At 58.0% G+C, this 16,080-nt stretch carries 18 protein-coding genes and 3 pseudogenes; 12 read left to right on the top strand and 9 right to left on the bottom strand.

The features are described from left to right. Positions 1 to 3: 3 nt before the first annotated feature. From ACXPVS_RS17635 to ACXPVS_RS17620, 4 genes and pseudogenes are all read left to right on the top strand, one after another. Positions 4 to 783 (top strand): annotated as a pseudogene (locus ACXPVS_RS17635) (colicin E3/pyocin S6 family cytotoxin); the annotation flags it as partial. Next, positions 780 to 1,010, top strand: coding sequence for a DUF7683 domain-containing protein (locus tag ACXPVS_RS17630; RefSeq protein WP_458511071.1), 231 nt, complete (start codon positions 780 to 782; stop codon positions 1,008 to 1,010). The pseudogene ACXPVS_RS17635 and the gene ACXPVS_RS17630, both read left to right, overlap by 4 nt. Before the next feature lie 69 nt (positions 1,011 to 1,079). Beyond that, the gene (locus ACXPVS_RS17625) at positions 1,080 to 1,343 is read left to right on the top strand and encodes a colicin E3-like toxin immunity protein (RefSeq protein ID WP_458511070.1); all 264 of its coding nucleotides are present in this window, start codon (positions 1,080 to 1,082) and stop codon (positions 1,341 to 1,343) included. Positions 1,344 to 1,621: 278 nt separating this feature from the next. Further along, positions 1,622 to 2,611, top strand: coding sequence for a hypothetical protein (locus ACXPVS_RS17620; protein ID WP_458511069.1), 990 nt, complete (start codon positions 1,622 to 1,624; stop codon positions 2,609 to 2,611). A gap of 6 nt (positions 2,612 to 2,617) precedes the next feature. Here the strand turns inward: ACXPVS_RS17620 and ACXPVS_RS17615 are convergent, their stop codons facing one another. Then, positions 2,618 to 3,433, bottom strand: coding sequence for a sulfite exporter TauE/SafE family protein (locus ACXPVS_RS17615; protein ID WP_458511068.1), 816 nt, complete (start codon positions 3,431 to 3,433; stop codon positions 2,618 to 2,620). Positions 3,434 to 3,543: 110 nt separating this feature from the next. Here ACXPVS_RS17615 and ACXPVS_RS17610 point away from each other — a divergent pair, with 110 nt between their 5' ends. Beyond that, a complete protein-coding gene (locus ACXPVS_RS17610; RefSeq protein ID WP_458511067.1) occupies positions 3,544 to 4,311 on the top strand; it encodes an AraC family transcriptional regulator in 768 nt (255 codons plus the stop codon). Between the two features lie 93 nt (positions 4,312 to 4,404). Beyond that, positions 4,405 to 4,722, top strand: coding sequence for an XRE family transcriptional regulator (locus tag ACXPVS_RS17605; RefSeq protein WP_458511066.1), 318 nt, complete (start codon positions 4,405 to 4,407; stop codon positions 4,720 to 4,722). 49 nt (positions 4,723 to 4,771) lie between these two features. On the opposite strand, the gene ACXPVS_RS17600 is transcribed toward ACXPVS_RS17605, so the two are convergent. Continuing rightward, positions 4,772 to 5,830 (bottom strand): MBL fold metallo-hydrolase, encoded by a 1,059-nt coding sequence (locus ACXPVS_RS17600; protein WP_458511065.1) that lies wholly within the window; start codon positions 5,828 to 5,830, stop codon positions 4,772 to 4,774. A gap of 214 nt (positions 5,831 to 6,044) precedes the next feature. Between ACXPVS_RS17600 and ACXPVS_RS17595 the strand changes: the two genes are divergently transcribed. Together ACXPVS_RS17595 and ACXPVS_RS17590 are read left to right on the top strand one after the other, a co-directional pair. Beyond that, entirely contained in the window at positions 6,045 to 6,653 is a 609-nt protein-coding gene (locus tag ACXPVS_RS17595) for a TetR/AcrR family transcriptional regulator (protein ID WP_150657191.1), read from the top strand. 139 nt (positions 6,654 to 6,792) lie between these two features. After that, positions 6,793 to 7,332, top strand: coding sequence for a DUF1003 domain-containing protein (locus ACXPVS_RS17590; protein WP_458511064.1), 540 nt, complete (start codon positions 6,793 to 6,795; stop codon positions 7,330 to 7,332). 41 nt (positions 7,333 to 7,373) lie between these two features. On the opposite strand, the pseudogene ACXPVS_RS17585 reads toward ACXPVS_RS17590, so the two are convergent. Further along, positions 7,374 to 7,712: pseudogene (locus ACXPVS_RS17585) on the bottom strand (LysR family transcriptional regulator); the annotation flags it as partial. A 15-nt stretch (positions 7,713 to 7,727) separates the two neighbouring features. On the opposite strand from ACXPVS_RS17585, the gene ACXPVS_RS17580 reads away from it, so the two are divergent. Beyond that, entirely contained in the window at positions 7,728 to 8,435 is a 708-nt protein-coding gene (locus ACXPVS_RS17580) for a CTP synthase C-terminal region-related (seleno)protein (RefSeq protein ID WP_458511063.1), read from the top strand. A gap of 180 nt (positions 8,436 to 8,615) precedes the next feature. Here the strand turns inward: ACXPVS_RS17580 and ACXPVS_RS17575 are convergent, their stop codons facing one another. Then, entirely contained in the window at positions 8,616 to 8,972 is a 357-nt protein-coding gene (locus tag ACXPVS_RS17575; RefSeq protein WP_458511062.1) for a DUF2025 family protein, read from the bottom strand. 233 nt (positions 8,973 to 9,205) lie between these two features. Here ACXPVS_RS17575 and ACXPVS_RS17570 point away from each other — a divergent pair, with 233 nt between their 5' ends. Both ACXPVS_RS17570 and ACXPVS_RS17565 read left to right on the top strand, forming a co-directional pair. Next, the gene (locus ACXPVS_RS17570; RefSeq protein ID WP_458511061.1) at positions 9,206 to 10,333 is read left to right on the top strand and encodes a glycerophosphodiester phosphodiesterase; all 1,128 of its coding nucleotides are present in this window, start codon (positions 9,206 to 9,208) and stop codon (positions 10,331 to 10,333) included. A 109-nt stretch (positions 10,334 to 10,442) separates the two neighbouring features. Next, complete coding sequence (locus ACXPVS_RS17565; RefSeq protein WP_458511060.1) at positions 10,443 to 10,748, top strand: PepSY domain-containing protein; 306 nt, start codon at positions 10,443 to 10,445, stop codon at positions 10,746 to 10,748. Between the two features lie 298 nt (positions 10,749 to 11,046). Here the strand turns inward: ACXPVS_RS17565 and ACXPVS_RS17560 are convergent, their stop codons facing one another. The 3 genes and pseudogenes from ACXPVS_RS17560 to ACXPVS_RS17550 form a co-directional block, all read right to left on the bottom strand. After that, complete coding sequence (locus ACXPVS_RS17560; protein ID WP_458511103.1) at positions 11,047 to 11,751, bottom strand: methyl-accepting chemotaxis protein; 705 nt, start codon at positions 11,749 to 11,751, stop codon at positions 11,047 to 11,049. 228 nt (positions 11,752 to 11,979) lie between these two features. Continuing rightward, positions 11,980 to 12,090, bottom strand: a pseudogene (locus ACXPVS_RS17555) (hypothetical protein); the annotation flags it as partial. Between the two features lie 926 nt (positions 12,091 to 13,016). Next, on the bottom strand, positions 13,017 to 13,451 hold the full coding sequence (locus tag ACXPVS_RS17550) for a multidrug/biocide efflux PACE transporter (protein WP_458511059.1): 435 nt from the start codon (positions 13,449 to 13,451) through the stop codon (positions 13,017 to 13,019). A gap of 90 nt (positions 13,452 to 13,541) precedes the next feature. On the opposite strand from ACXPVS_RS17550, the gene ACXPVS_RS17545 reads away from it, so the two are divergent. Next, positions 13,542 to 14,396, top strand: coding sequence for a LysR family transcriptional regulator (locus tag ACXPVS_RS17545; RefSeq protein ID WP_458511058.1), 855 nt, complete (start codon positions 13,542 to 13,544; stop codon positions 14,394 to 14,396). A gap of 22 nt (positions 14,397 to 14,418) precedes the next feature. Here ACXPVS_RS17545 and ACXPVS_RS17540 read toward each other — a convergent pair whose 3' ends face one another. Both ACXPVS_RS17540 and ACXPVS_RS17535 read right to left on the bottom strand, forming a co-directional pair. Further along, positions 14,419 to 15,654, bottom strand: coding sequence for an RNA polymerase sigma factor (locus ACXPVS_RS17540; protein WP_458511057.1), 1,236 nt, complete (start codon positions 15,652 to 15,654; stop codon positions 14,419 to 14,421). Continuing rightward, complete coding sequence (locus ACXPVS_RS17535; RefSeq protein ID WP_458511056.1) at positions 15,654 to 16,004, bottom strand: YciI family protein; 351 nt, start codon at positions 16,002 to 16,004, stop codon at positions 15,654 to 15,656. Before ACXPVS_RS17535 ends, ACXPVS_RS17540 begins: the two co-directional genes overlap by 1 nt. Positions 16,005 to 16,080: the final 76 nt, after the last annotated feature.

Genomic DNA, 16,080 nt, shown 5'->3' with positions numbered 1-16,080 from the left:
AAATCCGGCTCGGCATTCGCCGCTGCTCCCGTGGCTGCCGCGAGCGCCGTAACAGCAACGCTGGTTGGCCTTGTTGCGCTGGTCACACCATCGAGTCTGGGCGACAGCTCGCTTTACACCGAAGACCAACTCCGGGCGCTCAAACAGGCCCGTACCCGCGTTCGTCTGCGGGTCGAGCAACAGATTGACGGCAGCCTCAAGGGATACGGTTTCTACAGCGGCAAAAATCGCGATTGGGAAATGGTTGATGTCGTGCAGTTCACATTGCGTGGCAGCCAGCAGGTGGCTGACCTGGGTGACGGCATTGAACTGATCTGGACACCGGCTGTAGATGGTTCCGACATCCTTGCCATTCCTGCGCTGGAGGCGGCCCCGCAAGCACCGCATATCTGGGTTTACCCGCCGACGAAAGCGGCTGACAGCATCATCGTGGACCCGGTGTATCCGCCGGAGTACAAGGATTTCATTCTGGTGTTTCCGGCTGATTCAGGGATTAGGCCGGTGTATGTTGTGGTGAGTGTTGCTGACCACAATTACCATCCCGCACCGAAGGGGCTAATTGCCTTTCCCGATGCAACGAGAGCGAAACGTAAGACCCCGCTAAAAGGCGGCGGTGGCCTTCGAAAACGATGGAAAACGTCAAAAGGGACAATTTTTGAATGGGACTCGCAGCACGGCACTGTGGAGATGTACGACAAAGGCGGCCGCCATCTCGGAGAATATGATCCAATTACCGGCAAGCAAACCAAACCCGCAGACAGCTCTAGGAGTGTGGAACCTTGATTTATGTAATCGAAGCCTTTCACAAACATAACGAACTGCTGGCATTCGAAGTGGAGTTACCGACTGGGTACGATCAGGAAATTAAAAACATTATGGGTTGGACTGCTGAGCAGCAAGGATGGGAGGGATACAACCTTACGGACGAGCAGCTTGGAGCCTTGGAGGCTTTGCTGGGGAAAAAAGTGTATGACGCGGCCTACCTATTTCAACTTAGCTGCAACGCTTGAATATATGAATGGGAGACCAATTTGGCGCCTCCAATGAGTTAACCAAGTTCGCTGGAGTTTGAAATTGTAGTGGGACTGAAAATCAGGTTGGAATGGTATGACAAACGAACCGAGATGGGCGAAGGGGAGGAATTGTCGAAAGACTTTGGCGATGATGGCTCAGTTATCGAAGCGCTGGGCATGCCCATTGAAAACAATGTGAACAGTGGTGGTTTCAACGTATCTCCCGACTGGGTCAGCACTCTTCAGCCCCATTTCCACCATGCCATTCAGTTGCTCTCCTATGACTACCAAGTCGCGTTTGTCTATCGAGACAAATGGCAATCGAAGTGATAGAGGACTGAACATTCAACACAAAAAACCGACCAGTCTCCTGATCGGTTTTTTGTTTGCTCGCTTTCTTCGCTTAGTGCTAAAAGCGACTCGTTAGCTCCTGCTTGTCGGATCCAGGACTGCGACCTGTCCGGCGGTGTTCGTGAATTTTTCGCGAGTAGGCTCCCCACAGGTTTGGTGTTTTTCCGCAAATTTCGCGCTGTGTTGAAAACATTCAGTGCAACCCGCCCCGCCTCCCGCTATTAATACCCTTCCCCACTCAAGGACCCGAGCCACCCATGAAATTCGACCTCGCCTACTGCCTCAGCCTCGACGACAAGCTGTCGATCTATGACGTGCGCGATTTGAATGTCGACGAAACCATGGAGTTCGATTCCGCCAAAGAACACTTCCAATGTCCCAATGACGCATGCAGGACGGCCTTCGATGCGGCGAATGTGTTGACGACGTTAAACGCCAAGAACGTGAATTACGTTCGCACCCCGCACTTCAAGAACACGCCCAGCACCCGGCATGTGGTGGATTGTCCTTATGTCAGTCTCAAGGCGTCGGCGTCAGGTGTGGACGCGAACGGTGCGGAAACGGATGACAGTCGCGAGGAGCATTTCCCGTCGGAGTTGTTGCTGACGCGGCGTGAGTATGTGCGTAAGCCGTCGAACCCGGCGGTGGCGGCTGATGTGATGCGGGACGATCCGAAACCCTCTTCAGCGGCCAGTAATGTCGAGCACCCGAGCCGCGAGTCGGCACCGGACAAGACCAGTGTCTTCGCCCACCCGGTGGAGTGTTTTGTGTCGAACTTCGAGGACAAGGAGTTGCTCAAGCGCATGCCGCTGAAGATTGGTGAGCACACGGCGCCTTATGGGTCGTTCTTCAAAAAAATCGAGTATCTGCAGGACAATAAGGGGCTGATTTACTGGGGCAAGATCAAGGAGATCAAGGATTACACGCAGAGCTTTCGCATCGATTTCGAACAGAAGGTCTGGTTCAAGCAAGCGGACGAGGCGAAGAAGAAGCCTTATTCAGTCAACGTTTACCTGAGCAAAAAGCTGATCGACAACTACCGCAAGCGCAAAGTGTTTCTGGAAGAGATCAAGCACGCCGGTGAGAGCGGGAAAGAATTGTATTGCTTCTTTTATGGCGTGACGCCGGAGTTGAAGCAGGTGCCGAGCAAGAAAAACCCCGAAGAAACGTTCGGGGTGTTCAGTGCGAATATTGAGAACCTGGATCACTTCATTATTCGTGAAGCGCCGGGGTTAGAGGCGAAGTAACTGTGTTTAACTCAGGCACAGACTGATCATCACCAGCACCAGCAAACCGATATACACCCGCGCATGGGTTCGATCCGGTATTCGCCCAATCCACGGCGCAGCCAACCGAATCCCCACCATAGACCCGACCGTCAACACCGCAAACGCCAGCAGATCCACATAACCGACAAACCACGGCCCAAGATCAAACTCGGTGAAGCCGGCCATTGCCATGTAAGTCAGCGTCCCAGCCAACGCCACGGGCAAACTGAGCGGATTGGCCATGGACGTCGCCTGGGACATGCTCAACCCACAACGCCGCAACAGCGGCACGGTCATGACGCTGCCGCCTACGCCGAGAAATGTGGCAATGGTGCCGATGCCTACGCCGCCGCCAGACACTTCTGCCCTTCCCAATCGCCGTGGGATTGCCGTGTCGGGCGCTGTAAGAAAGCCGCGTCGCAACAGGCAATCCGCGATAGTCACGCCCAGGTACGCGATGAAGGCATAGCGAATTACCTCGCCACTTGCCCACATCGCCGCTAAGGCGCCGATTACCGCGCCCACGCCGATAAACCCGCCCAACGGCCACAGGTAATGACGAATGAGATTGCCGGCGCGTCGGTGTTTTCCGGTGGCGATCGTTGCATTGATGATCATCAAACAGGTCGAAGTTGCCACAGCAATGTGCATCGCCGATTGGCTGACGGGATCGTCTGTGCCGTGGCTGGTCATGAGCATGCGGTACAGCAGTGGCACGACGACGAAACCGCCGCCGAAACCGAACAGCACCGCGGTGATGCCGGTCATGCAGCCGAAGAGTGCCAGCAGGAGATAGAACATCGGTGTCGTCCGTTGATTGAGAGCGGTCGACGATAGAACGATGCGCCTTGGCCTGCTTCAGCAAGCCAGCCAATAATGTTCGCGTTTACGCCAACCGCTGGGGCTGCTCGATGCGCAATGTTTCGATTGATCTGCTGGACCACACGCCACGGCCGGTGGTGGCCATCGGTACGGATTATTCCCACGGCCATTTGTTGCCTCGTCATACACATCGGCGGGCGCAATTGTTGTACGGCGCCACCGGCGTGATGCAGGTCAGCACGCTCGACGGCAGTTGGGTGGTGCCGCCGCAGCGGGCGGTATGGATTCCGCCGGGGGTGGCGCATGAGGTGCTGATGCTGGGGGTGAGCACGCGCAGTTTGTACATCGAGCCGGGGGCCGTGGATCTGGGGGATCGTTGTCAGGTGATCAGCGTTTCGCCATTGATGCGGCATTTGCTGATGGAGGCGGTGGAGATCCCGCTGGCGTATGACGAGCGTGGGCGCGACGGTATGCTGATCGGCTTGCTGCTGCATGAACTGGCGCGCAGCACTCACCTGCCGTTGCACATTCCCCTGCCCGTCGATGCGCGGCTGCTCGCGTTGTGCCAGGGCTTCGTGCAGCGGCCCGACGCTCATCAGTCGCCACAGCAATGGGCCGATCAATTACACATCAGCCTGCGCACTTTCAATCGCCTGTTCCGCCACCAAACGGGGCTGAGTTTCAGCCAATGGCGGCAGCGGGCTTGCGTGGTGCTGGCGCTGGCGCGGCTGGTGGTGGGCGAACCGGTAACGCGGATCGCCCTGGACTTTGGCTATGACAGCCCGGCGGCGTTCTCAACGATGTTCCGGCGCGTACTGGGACAGGCACCAACGACCTGGCTGGACGGGACGAGATAGAACCAATCAAAAAATGAGTTTGATTCGGGAACAAAACAACTGTACAAAAACACAGTATTTTTTGAATCAGCACTCTTGAGCCCGGAGAACACCATGGCCTCTCATGCGATGAAAATCACCCTGGAACGTATCGCCCTTTTCCAATTCACCCCCGCGCATAGCGTTCAGGCCCGAGCGATGCTGGGTTGGAGTGTGGAGGAACTGTCTCGGGAATCCGGGGTTTCGGTTGACGCTATTCAGCGATTTGAAGATGAACGCGATGTGCTGGATGTTACGCGGCTCGCGTTGGCTTACCGGTTTGAATCGGAGGGGTTAGTGTTCTTCCCGGGGTTTGCACCGGGTCGAGGGATGAATGTGAAAGGGACTACGCCTGATCCGGTGGGGCGGGCGGATTATGCGATGGTTGAGTGAGATGTCGGCCCGGGCCGCTTGCAGCGGTAAGCAGCCCGGCTTCACAACGTCATGCGTTCTGAGTCTCCACCTGATCGCCAGCGTTTTCCATCTCCGACCACCAGGTTCCACCCCGCTGCGGATACATCACGTTGAACGCCTGCCCCATCTGCGGCGTGGTAATCGAGACATTCCGCTCCCAGGCCAACGCCAGGATGCGGTCGAAGGGTTCGTACCAGGCGTGCATCGACAAATCGAACGTGCCGTTGTGAATCGGCAATAACCACCGACCTTTGAGGTCGATGTGCGCCTGTAGGGTTTGCTCCGGCTGCATGTGCACATGCGGCCACTCGACGTTGTAGGCTCCGGTTTCCATGAGCGTCAGGTCGAATGGGCCGTACTGTTCGCCGATGCGTTTGAAGCCATCGAAGTAACCGCTGTCGCCGCTGAAGAAGATTCGGGTGTCACCGTCGATCATCACCCACGAGGCCCAAAGCGTGCTGTTGCCATCGAACAGACCTCGACCGGAAAAGTGCTGCGAAGGTGTGGCGATGAACTGAATACCGTCGACCTCAGTGCCTTGCCACCAGTCCAGTTGTCGGACTTTGCTGGCGTCGATGCCCCACTTGATCAAGGTGTCGCCCACGCCCAGCGGCGTCAGAAAGTACTTGGCCTTGTCCGCCAGTTTGAGCACCGCTTGATAATCGAGGTGGTCGTAGTGATCGTGGGACAGGATCACCGCTTCGATCGGCGGCAGCTCTTCGAGGCTGATCGGCGGCTGGTGAAAACGCTTGGGGCCGGCCCATTGCACCGGTGAGGCGCGCTCGGCGAAGACCGGATCGGTGATCCAGAATTTGCCCCGCTGCTTCAGCAGTACGGTGGAATGACCGAGACGATAAACGCTGTGATCAGGGGCGGCGATCAACGCTGTCTGAGTCAGGGTTTGCACTGGGACAGGCGCCGTCGGACGGGTGTTACGCGGTTTTCGGAAGATCATGCCCCACATGATGCGCACCATTTTGCGAAAGCCTTCACGTTGCACGGGCGCATGGTTTCGGAAGCTCCCTTCTGCCTGACGGGATGCTTCAGGCGTGGAGACGTTGTCCGCAGGGGAAGTTGAAGTGGCCATGACTGAATGACTCCTGGAAAACCACATGATTCTCGGTTTTCCGCTTGGGACGATAAATGGCCAAGGCACGCACGCATCAGCCGGAGATTCTAGTGTTCACTGCGCAGGATTAACAAAACATTACACTGCACAGTGTAGTTTCTAGGTTGCATCAAAGCCGATCACAAGTAAACTGCCGAGTGTAATTCTCACTTCTTCCTGCCGAAGCGTACTTATGACAGCTCCACAGCGCCTCACCGACCGAAAACGCGAAGCCATCATTCAAGCGGCGATTGCCGAATTCCGTGCCAACGGTTTCGACATCACCAGCATGGACAAGATCGCCGCCACCGCCGGCGTGTCGAAGCGCACGGTGTACAACCATTTCCCCAGCAAGGAAGAGTTGTTCGCCGAAATCCTCAATCAATTATGGGCGCGGGTGACGGCAGAACAGGAAACGCCCTACCACCCCGACCTGCCGCTGCGCGACCAGATGCGTCGGATGCTGATGGCGAAATTGCAGATGCTGGGCGATGACAATTTTCTCGACCTGGCACGAGTGGCTATCGCCGCCACCATCCATTCCCCTGAGCGCGCCCAGAATATGGTCGCTCGTATGGGGGAACGCGAAGAAGGCCTGACGGTGTGGATCCGCGCGGCCCAGGCCGATGGCCGATTGAAACCGGTTGCCCCTGAATTCGCTGCACAACAGATTCAGGGAATGCTCAAATCCTTTGCGTTCTGGCCACAGATTTCCATGGGCCTGCCCGGCCTGTCAGCCGAGATGCAGACCACAGTGGTGGAGTCGGCGCTGGACATGTTTCTGGCCTGCTATCAGCTCTAGATCGAATTGCAATAAATGACAATGTCCGCTGCTTTAGCGGTGATCGGAAGCGCTGAATAAAACACCGCAGTGTGTTTCAGAATGAAACTGGCGCTGGGGCTATAGTGAGCCTCAGTCCCAGCACCATGCAGAGAGCACCATGACCGCCACGACTTCTGACACTAAACACGCCGACCCCGTCGACCACCTGCGCTTTCATCGCCCCCACGCACACCTGGCGCCCACCTTCGGCAACGACAAGTTCGCCCTGCGCGCCGAGGCCTTTGCGCGGTTCTTCGGCACGCCGACCTTTCTCGGTGCACAGACGCTGATCGTGGTGTTGTGGGTTTGCCTCAATCTGTTCGGCGTGGCTCACTTCGATCTCTACCCGTTCATCCTGCTGAACCTGGCGTTCAGCCTGCAATCGGCGTATGCCGCGCCGCTGATCCTGCTGGCCCAGACCCGTCAGGCGGCGCGGGATAAAGCCCAGTCCGAGGCCGACGCTCTACACCGCGAATCCCTTGCCGTCGCCAACAGTGAACGTCAGGCGCAAGCGGCGCAGAACACCGCGCAACTGCTGGAACTGCTCGAGCAAAACACCCGGCTCACCGAAATGACCAAGACCCTCAGCGAACGTATCGAAAGCCTGACCTCGGAAATGCATCAGCACTTCGTGCGCAAGGATCAGCCGAAGGTTTAGCGCTCGGTCAAGGCAATCGAAGCGCCCGCCCCAACTCATCGAACAACGTCACCACCGAGCGCAAGGCGCGACAGTCGGGCCCGCTCAGCCTGCTCGGCCAGGGCTTGCGCCAAGGTGGTGGGCAAGTAGTCGGCGCGGCTTTTTTCGAACAGTTGCTGGCCCAGCGCAGCTTCCAGTCGGCGCACGGCGCGAAATACGGTCGAAACATCGACCTTCAACAACGTCGACGCCTGGGCCAGAGAGCCGCCACGCACCAACGCGAGGATCAGCGACAGGTCGGGGTAATCCAGTCGATAGTGCATCGGTGCATTGATCAATTGGGATAACGCCAATATTAAGTGCGTGAACGCCAATCTATAGTGGGTGCCAGGAATCAACAAACGTGGAGCGCACTCATGGAAACCCGCCCAATCCGCATCGCCCTGATCGGCGATTACGATCCGCAAGTCACTGCTCACCAAGCCATCCCCATCGCCCTCGGCATGGCCGCTGAACAGGCGAACACAGACGTGCGGTTCCAATGGTTGGCCACTGACCGCATCAGCGCCGATGCGTCATTGGCTGAATTCGACGGTTTCTGGTGCGTGCCCGCCAGCCCTTACCGCGATAGGGACGGTGCGTTGCGGGCGATTCGTTTTGCCCGTGAACAGCAACGCCCCTTTCTTGGCACCTGTGGCGGTTTTCAACACGCCGTACTCGAATACGCCCGACATGTTCTGGGTTGGGACGATGCCGAACACGGTGAAACATCGCCGGATGCGACGCGAGCACTGCTCACGCCACTGACCTGTTCGCTGGTGGAGGCCGTCGACAGCATTCATCTGGTTGAAGGCTCGTTGATCGCCCAGGCGTACGAAAGCGCTGAGATTGTCGAAGGCTATCGCTGCCGTTATGGCGTTAATCCAGCGTTCGAACGTGAGTTGTTGACCCAACAGCTGTGCGCCGTTGGACACGATGCTTCGGGCGACTTGCGGGCGGTGGAATTGCGCGGGCATCCGTTCTTCGTCGCAACGCTGTTCCAACCTGAACGCGCAGCACTCAAGGGCAAGTTGCCGCCGCTGGTCCGTGCGTTGATCGCAGCCTGCAAGAGGCAAAAATCATAATCCAAGGATAAAACTGAGTGAAAAGAACACGCAGCCTAAACAGGCTGCGGTTGTTGGAAATCACACGGGTTGAAACTGTGGATACCCGGTTGTCTTTTTAACAGCCTCCAACATAGAAACCAACATGACAGTTGCTCCCACATTAGTTATATGTCGATGACAAGACCAATCTGGACGGTTCTATGTTGCAGAGCCACCACAGCCACCGCAACAGCGCTGCACCAGACTGCGAACCGCCGAAATCTGCGGCACCTCCCGCCGATTCATGTACACCCGCAACGGCTCGGTGATGTTGATCCGGTCATCGATGTTCTGATCCAGCAACAACTGAATCAACTCACGCTTGAGCGTCATGGCCTGCCCGGAACCTGAGGCCCAGACGAATTCGCTGGTGGGAATAATGCCGTCGTCAGCCACGTCCATGCCGAAAGAGTCTTCGCTGAAACGCACGATGTACTGGCCGGATTTGCGATTGAGGCCGACGAAGCCTTTGAGTTGGTCGGCGGCCTGGCAGATGAGCTCGGAAGTGATGCGCATGATAAACCTCACAGAAGGTCGTAAAGGACCGGTGATCGATGGTTTACACGCAGAGCAAGCGAATGGGTTTCCCTCTGCCGGGGAAACTTCCGGAGCCAAGAGTACTGCAAAGAAGCGCACAAAAGCGCTGAAAAAATCTGTTTTAAACACGTTTATGTCGATCTGGCGATAGCGCAAGCGGCGCTCAGTTGTTAAAAGATACGTCTTTTATAATCTGCGAAAGGACCTCGACCATGCCTGTTACCTTCACCAAGCGCGCACTGCTGCTGAGTATGATGCTGGGCCTCGGCCAGGCACAGGCCGCCAGCGAGCCAAGCCCCACCGCCCTGGCAACCCGCGCGGGCATCCCGCATCCGGCCGTGATCGCCCACCGTGGCGCGTCCTTCGATGCACCGGAATCAACCGCCGCCGCCTACAAACTGGCCCGAGATCTGGGTGCCGACTATCTGGAAATGGACGTGCAACGCAGCAAGGATGGCGTGCTGTTCGCCCTGCACGACGACAACCTGCAGCGCACCACCGACGTTGCCAGTAAATTCCCAGAGCGCAAGGACCGCCCGGCCAACGAGTTCACTATCGCCGAGCTGAAAACCCTCGATGCCGGCAGTTGGTTCAACACCGCCTACCCGGATCGCGCGCGTCCTTCTTACGTCGGTCTGAACGTTCTGACCCTCGATGAAATTATCGACATTGCCCAAGGCAATCCGCTGCACAAGCCCGGTCTGTACATCGAAACCAAAGAGCCGAAGCAGTTTCCCGGGATCGAGCGCGACCTCAAGGAGAAACTCCAGGATCGCGGCTGGTTGAGCCCGGCGGGGTCGAATCTGGCGAAGAGCAACCTGGCGGTTGGCCAGGGCAAAGGTAAAGTCGTACTGCAAACCTTCGAGAAGAGCAGCCTCGAACTGCTTGAGAAGGAAATGCCGAAAGTGCCGAAAATCCTCCTGCTGTGGGTCGGTGAGGGCGGTATGGAACCGAAATCCAAGGTGACGTTTGCCGAGTCCGGCGACAAGGACAAATCCACTTACTACGCCAAACAACAACCGAAAGACAAAGCCGAGTTTCAGCAATGGGTCGAGTACGCCAAAGCCCAGGGCGCGATCGGCACCGGCCCTTCTGCCGCGCTGACCCAGGGTAGTGATCAGAGTTACTCAGACCTGGTGCAACCCTGGATGAACCAGTACACCCACGACCAGGGCTTGTTGGTGCACGTTTACACCATCGACGATGCCGTGGATTACCAGAAAGTCATGGACGCCGGCGTCGACGGTATTTTCACCAACCGCGCCAGCGAACTGCTCAAGTTCTACAAACGCCCGGCGGCGGCCAGTGTTGCGCAGTTGTTGCAGAACAACGGTTACTGATCAACGTGGAAACGATCTATAGCCCGTCGTGATCGGAGAATTAAGGGTGGATTAAGTTGCGCCGGTTAACCTGATCCCACTTAACCAGCTCATCCAAGGAAAGAACCTCATGAAAACCCTGACTGCCCTGTTCACTGCCGCTGCCTTGACCCTTACCGCTGGCCTGGCCCAGGCCGATGTCCGCGTCGACCAGATCCCGGAGCTGGTCAAAAGCGGCAAGATCAAGCCATTGGAAGAAATGAACCAGGCTGCTCTGAAACTGCATCCGGGTGCGACCATCACCGACACGGATCTGGATAACCATTTCAATAACTACGAGTACGAAGTCGAACTGCGCACCGCCGACGGCAAAGAATTTGACGTGGACTTTGATGCCTCCACCGGCAAAGTACTGAGCGACAAACAAGACACCTGATGCACAAACACCAAGCCGCGCGATCTTCGGATCGCGCGGCTTTTTTGCATGTCCGATTCAGGCAATCACATCAGGAAGGACAAGCATTCCAGCACCGATTTAAGCAGTCGTACTGACCACGGAACCAAAGGTACTGCAACGCCTGCTGTCGCTGACGGCGGTCTTGTTCGACGCCGTTGTGGCCGTCGGGGTGATCGAAACGGAGGTGAGGCTGACCATGATCATCGACATCGACACTGCGGGCTTGAGATCGACTGTGCACCGACTCGGTAAGCAAACCGGTACACAGCCAGTCCCTTTACGCGCTTAAACGTGCCGTGACTTCATTCAACTGCCCCGACAACCCGTGCAGGTTGTGACTCGCCGCTTCGGTGCGCTGCACGTTGTCCAGATTGGTGCTGGCGATGCTGGTGATCTCGGTGAGGTTTCGCGAGATGTCTTCGGCCACCGACGTCTGCTCTTCCGCGGCGGTGGCGATCTGGCGGTTCATGTCGCGGATGGCTTCCACGGCAAGGGTGATGCGCTCCAGCATGACGCCGGCCTGAGTCACTTGCTCGACACTTTCCTCACTGCGCGACTGACCGCTTTCAATTGCCTGAGCGGCGTCCACCGCACCGGTTTGCACCGTTTGAATGATCTGATTGATCTCGATGATCGACGCCGCCGTGCGCTGGGCCAGGCTGCGGACTTCATCGGCCACTACCGCAAAACCGCGCCCGGCTTCACCGGCTCGGGCTGCTTCGATGGCGGCGTTGAGCGCCAGCAGATTAGTTTGCTCGGCGATGCCGCGAATCACTTCCAGCACCTTGCCGATGCGCCCGCTGTCGGTTTCCAGACGACGGATGACCGTGGCGGTATTGGCAATCTCGCCGCGCATTTGGGTGATGGTGTGAATGGTGCCCTGCATGACCTTTTCGCCCTGCTGGGCGGACTGGTCGGCATCGTCGGCGGCACGTGCCGCATCGGCTGCGTGACGCGCGACTTCTTGCGCGGTAGCGGACATTTCGTTCATCGCCGTGGCCACCTGATCGGTGCGATTGAACTGCTCGTTAGTGCCGCTGGCCATCAGGGTTGCGATGGAATTCAGCTCACCGCTGGCGCTGTCCAGTTCCGAGGCGCTGCGCTGCAAACGGTTGAAGGTTTCGGCTAGAAAATCGCGCAAGGTATTGGCGGCCATCGCCAGCTTGCCCAGCTCGTCCTGACGGGTGCTGGTTACGCGTTCGGCGAAACGACCCTGGCTGAGTTGCGCCACGTATTCGATCAGTTTGCGAATCGGTTCCACCAGGTTGCGGTTAACCAGCCACAGGCTCAATAACCCGATCAACAGACCCGAGGCGAGCATCACAATGATCCCCAGCAACACGGTGCGGTCGGCGGCGGCGCTGATCAGCTTCGATTGCTCGGCACCCTGCTTGCGCAATTCGCTGACCAACTCACTCATCTGCTCGCTGGTCGCGCGGTCCACACCTTTGACCGCCGTGTCGCCAACCGTTGGGTCGGCGCCTGCCGCCACGTAGGCGTCACGGCCCTTCTGATAAGCCGCGCCTAACAGACGATGTTCGTCGCGCAGGCGTTCGATGCGAGTCTTGAGTGACGGGGCGATACCCTTCTGCCCGGCCAGTTCCCCGAGGATGCCCTGCACATCGTGCTGACGGTCTTCGAATTGCTTCCAGTATTTGTTCATCTCCGCAGGCTGCTTGCCGCGTAGCAGGACGTTTTTCCACTCCTGAACCTGAACCTTGAATTGCAGGTTGGCTTCGTCGATCAATTGCGAGGTGTGCAGCGGGCCTTCGATCAGATTCGCGTAATTCTGAACACCACTGGACAGAAAGTGAAAGCAGGCCTGGGCGATCAACAGCATCGCGAACAGACTGCCGCTCAGCAGGGCGAGAATTTGCGCTCTCAAGGACTTTTGCAAAAACATCTGAAGGTACTCATGACAGGAATGAAGCACGCCGGGTGAGGCGTGAAAGAAGTCCGGACATCCCTGTCTGCGACGTTGGCTGATAGCCGAGGGCGCGCAACGTAACCTAACCGTAATCGGCGTGCCAGAGCGCTTCTTGAGGATATTCCGACCATTGGTAGCGCAATCGTTTACGTTACTTAACTGTCATAAAACCGTCATCCTGTCTTGCGATGATGCGGCTCAAGTGAACCTGTGAAACCCGCGACACGGACCTGTTCAGTCTGACGGGCAATAGCGCGTTGGGTCGCGCCGGGCCGCCAGTGGCGAGAGGGATTACCCTTCGCCACAAAAAATGACCGTGCTCAATGAACGGTGCGAGGCATCAGGACCCGCTCCCGCACTGCGTCATAGGTCCAGTGGTAGACGTAGGTATACGGCAGGAAAAACAGCAGCACGCCGATATCCAGCAAGAATGCTTGCCACAGGCTGATGTTCAGCCACCAGGCAATCAACGGCACACCCACCGCGACCAGACCGCCTTCGAACAACAGCGCATGGACAACACGTACCCACGCGTTGTGCACGATGCCGTAGTGTTTGAGTGCACGGTCGAACAATCCGTTGAAGACCACGTTCCAGGCCAGGGCAAGTGCGGCGATAGCCATGGTTACGACGCCCATGTCGAGCATCGGTTTGTCCAGGATCCACGCCAGCAACGGGGTACAGATCAGGATGGCCAACAATTCGAAACCGATGGCCTGGAAAATACGTTCAGTGATGGATTTGTTGGCGTTCATGACCAGACTCCTCTGAGTGACTGTGGTTGCCATGATCTTTCTTCACACCGATACTTCATAACCAATAACCATCGATCAAGGCGATAGTTCATGGCCTCTCAAGAAGTGTTGCAGGCATTCGTTCAGGCAGCGACTCAAGGCTCGTTTTCCGCCGCAGCGCGCAAACTGGGCCGCAGTCAGTCGACCATCAGCGCCGCCGTGGCCAGCCTTGAAATCGACTTGAACCTGACTCTGTTCGATCGCAGCAGCCGCAAACCGAGCCTGACCCCGGCCGGGCACGTGATGCTGCAACGGGCCGAGGACATTCTGGCCGCCACCAGTCGACTGGACATGACCGCCAGCCAACTGTCCCAAGGGGTCGAGCCAAAACTGACCGTGGCGATTTCCGACACGTATCAATCCGACCGTTTCGAGGCGGCGCTCAGTGCCTTCGAGCAGCGTTACCCGGACCTGGAACTTGAATGCCTGATCGCCGAGTGCGATGACTTGGTGGCCTTGGTGCAACGGGGTCGGGCGCATGTGGCCTTCGCCGAAAAACAAGACAGTTACCCCCCGGACCTGGTCAGTTCGACCGTGGAAGAGCGGACCGAGATTGCCCTGTTCGTGTCCCGCGAGCATCCGTTGGCAGCGCTGAGCCACATCAATCAAGACGTGTTGCAACAACACCGGGAGTTGCGTCTGGCGACGATCGTCAATCCGTATGAAAGCCGGGCAAAGGGGCGTGTCTGGTCGGCGCCGAGTTATCTGATGCTGTTGGAAATGGCTCAGGGCGGATTCGGTTGGGCGCCGTTGCCCCGGTGGCTGGTGGAGCGGTTTGGGCCAGGGACGTTGCAGGAACTGGAGGTGCGCGGCTGGCCAAAACCGGTGTTCGTCGATGCGCTGTGGTCGCGGCTGCATCCGCCAGGTCCGGCCGGGAGTTGGTTGCTTGGCAAGATGCTGGAATAGCTGTGGCGCCAGCAAATTCACCTTATTTTAATGCCTTGATCCGGGCCTCGATAAACCGCCGTTCCGGCACTTGCTGCGTCAACTCAAGCGCCCGTTCATAAGCCGCCCTCGCCTCTTCAACCTTTCCCAACTGCCGACAAAACTCCGCCTTCGCCGCGTGCGCCAAGTGGTAATCCTGCAAATCACCCCGCGCCAGAATCCCTTCAACCAGTGTCAGTCCCGCCAACGGCCCATCCCGTTTGGAGATCGCCGCCGCACGGTTCAATTCGATCACTGGCGAAGGTGCCACCCGCAACAACACCTCATACAGACCCACAATCTCCAGCCAGTCTGTTTCCGCCGCCGTGGGCGCTTCGGCATGCGATGCCGCGATCGCCGCTTGCAGGCAGTACGGCCCGAAGCGCCGGGTTGTCAGTGCACGCTCCACCAGTGCACAGCCTTCAGCAATCATCTCGGCGCCCCACAACGAACGGTCCTGTTCATCCAGCACGATCAACTCTGCGCTAGCAGAGGTTCTGGCCGGGCGTCGGGACTCGTGTAGCAGCATCAGCGCCAACAGCCCCATCACCTCGGGTTCAGGCAGTAGTTCCATCAACAAACGACCGAGCCGAATCGCCTCTCGGGTCAAATCCTCACGGGTCAGTCCCGTGCCCATGGACGCGGAATAGCCTTCGTTGAACACCAGGTAAATCACCCGCAGCACGCTGTCCAGGCGCTCGGGCAGTTCCGCCAGGGTCGGCACTTGATAAGGAATTTTCGCGTCACGGATTTTCGCCTTGGCACGCACGATGCGCTGGGCGATGGTCGCGGGCGTCGACAGAAAGGCTCGGGCGATTTCTTCCGTGGTCAGGTCGCAGACTTCGCGCAGCGTCAACGGCACCTGGGCGTCCGCCGCGAGTGCCGGGTGACAACAGGTGAAGATCAGGCGCAGGCGATCGTCTTCCACGTCTTCGTCACTCCAGTCGGCCTGTTCCAGCGCCTCCAGTTGAGCGATCAACATTGGTTGCGACGCGATGAAGCGTGCGCGCCGACGCAATACATCAATGGCCTTGAAACGCCCCGTGGACACGAGCCAGGTACGCGGAGTGTCCGGCACACCGTCACGCTGCCAGCGCTCGAGCGCGACGAAAAACGCCTCGTGCAAGGCTTCTTCGGCGAGGTCAAAATCGCCGAGCAAACGGATCAGGGTCGCCAGAATCCGCCGTGAGTCTGCGCGGTAAACCTGCTCGACCTGCGCCCGTACCGACTCGGCCGACATCAGGCGCCGGGATTCAACTGACGAACGGGACGCACCTCGACACAGCCGACCCGGGCCGCCGGGATGCTGCCGGCAACCTGGATGGCGTCATTGAGGTCTTTGGCATCAATCAGGTAAAAGCCGGCCAATTGCTCCTTGGTTTCGGCGAACGGGCCGTCGGTGATCGACATTTTGCCGTTGCGCATCCGCACCGTGGTCGCTGTCCGCACCGACTCCAGCGCCTCGGCGGCGACCATTCGGCCGCTGCCCTGGATCGCCTCGGCGTAAGCCATGCATTCAGCGTCATTCGGGCTTTCGGGCAGCGAGTGCAACTCGTGCTCGTTGCTGTAGACCAAGCATAAATACTTCATGGGGCTCTCCTGAATCGAACGGATCAACTATGGCTGCAGATTGACGCTTTCGCGACATTCCCGACGAATCAGCACC

This window comes from Pseudomonas sp. Ma2-10 (genome assembly GCF_054330215.1).
Note: the sequence above shows the minus strand (reverse complement) of the source record. Positions and strands in the feature narration are given on the sequence as shown.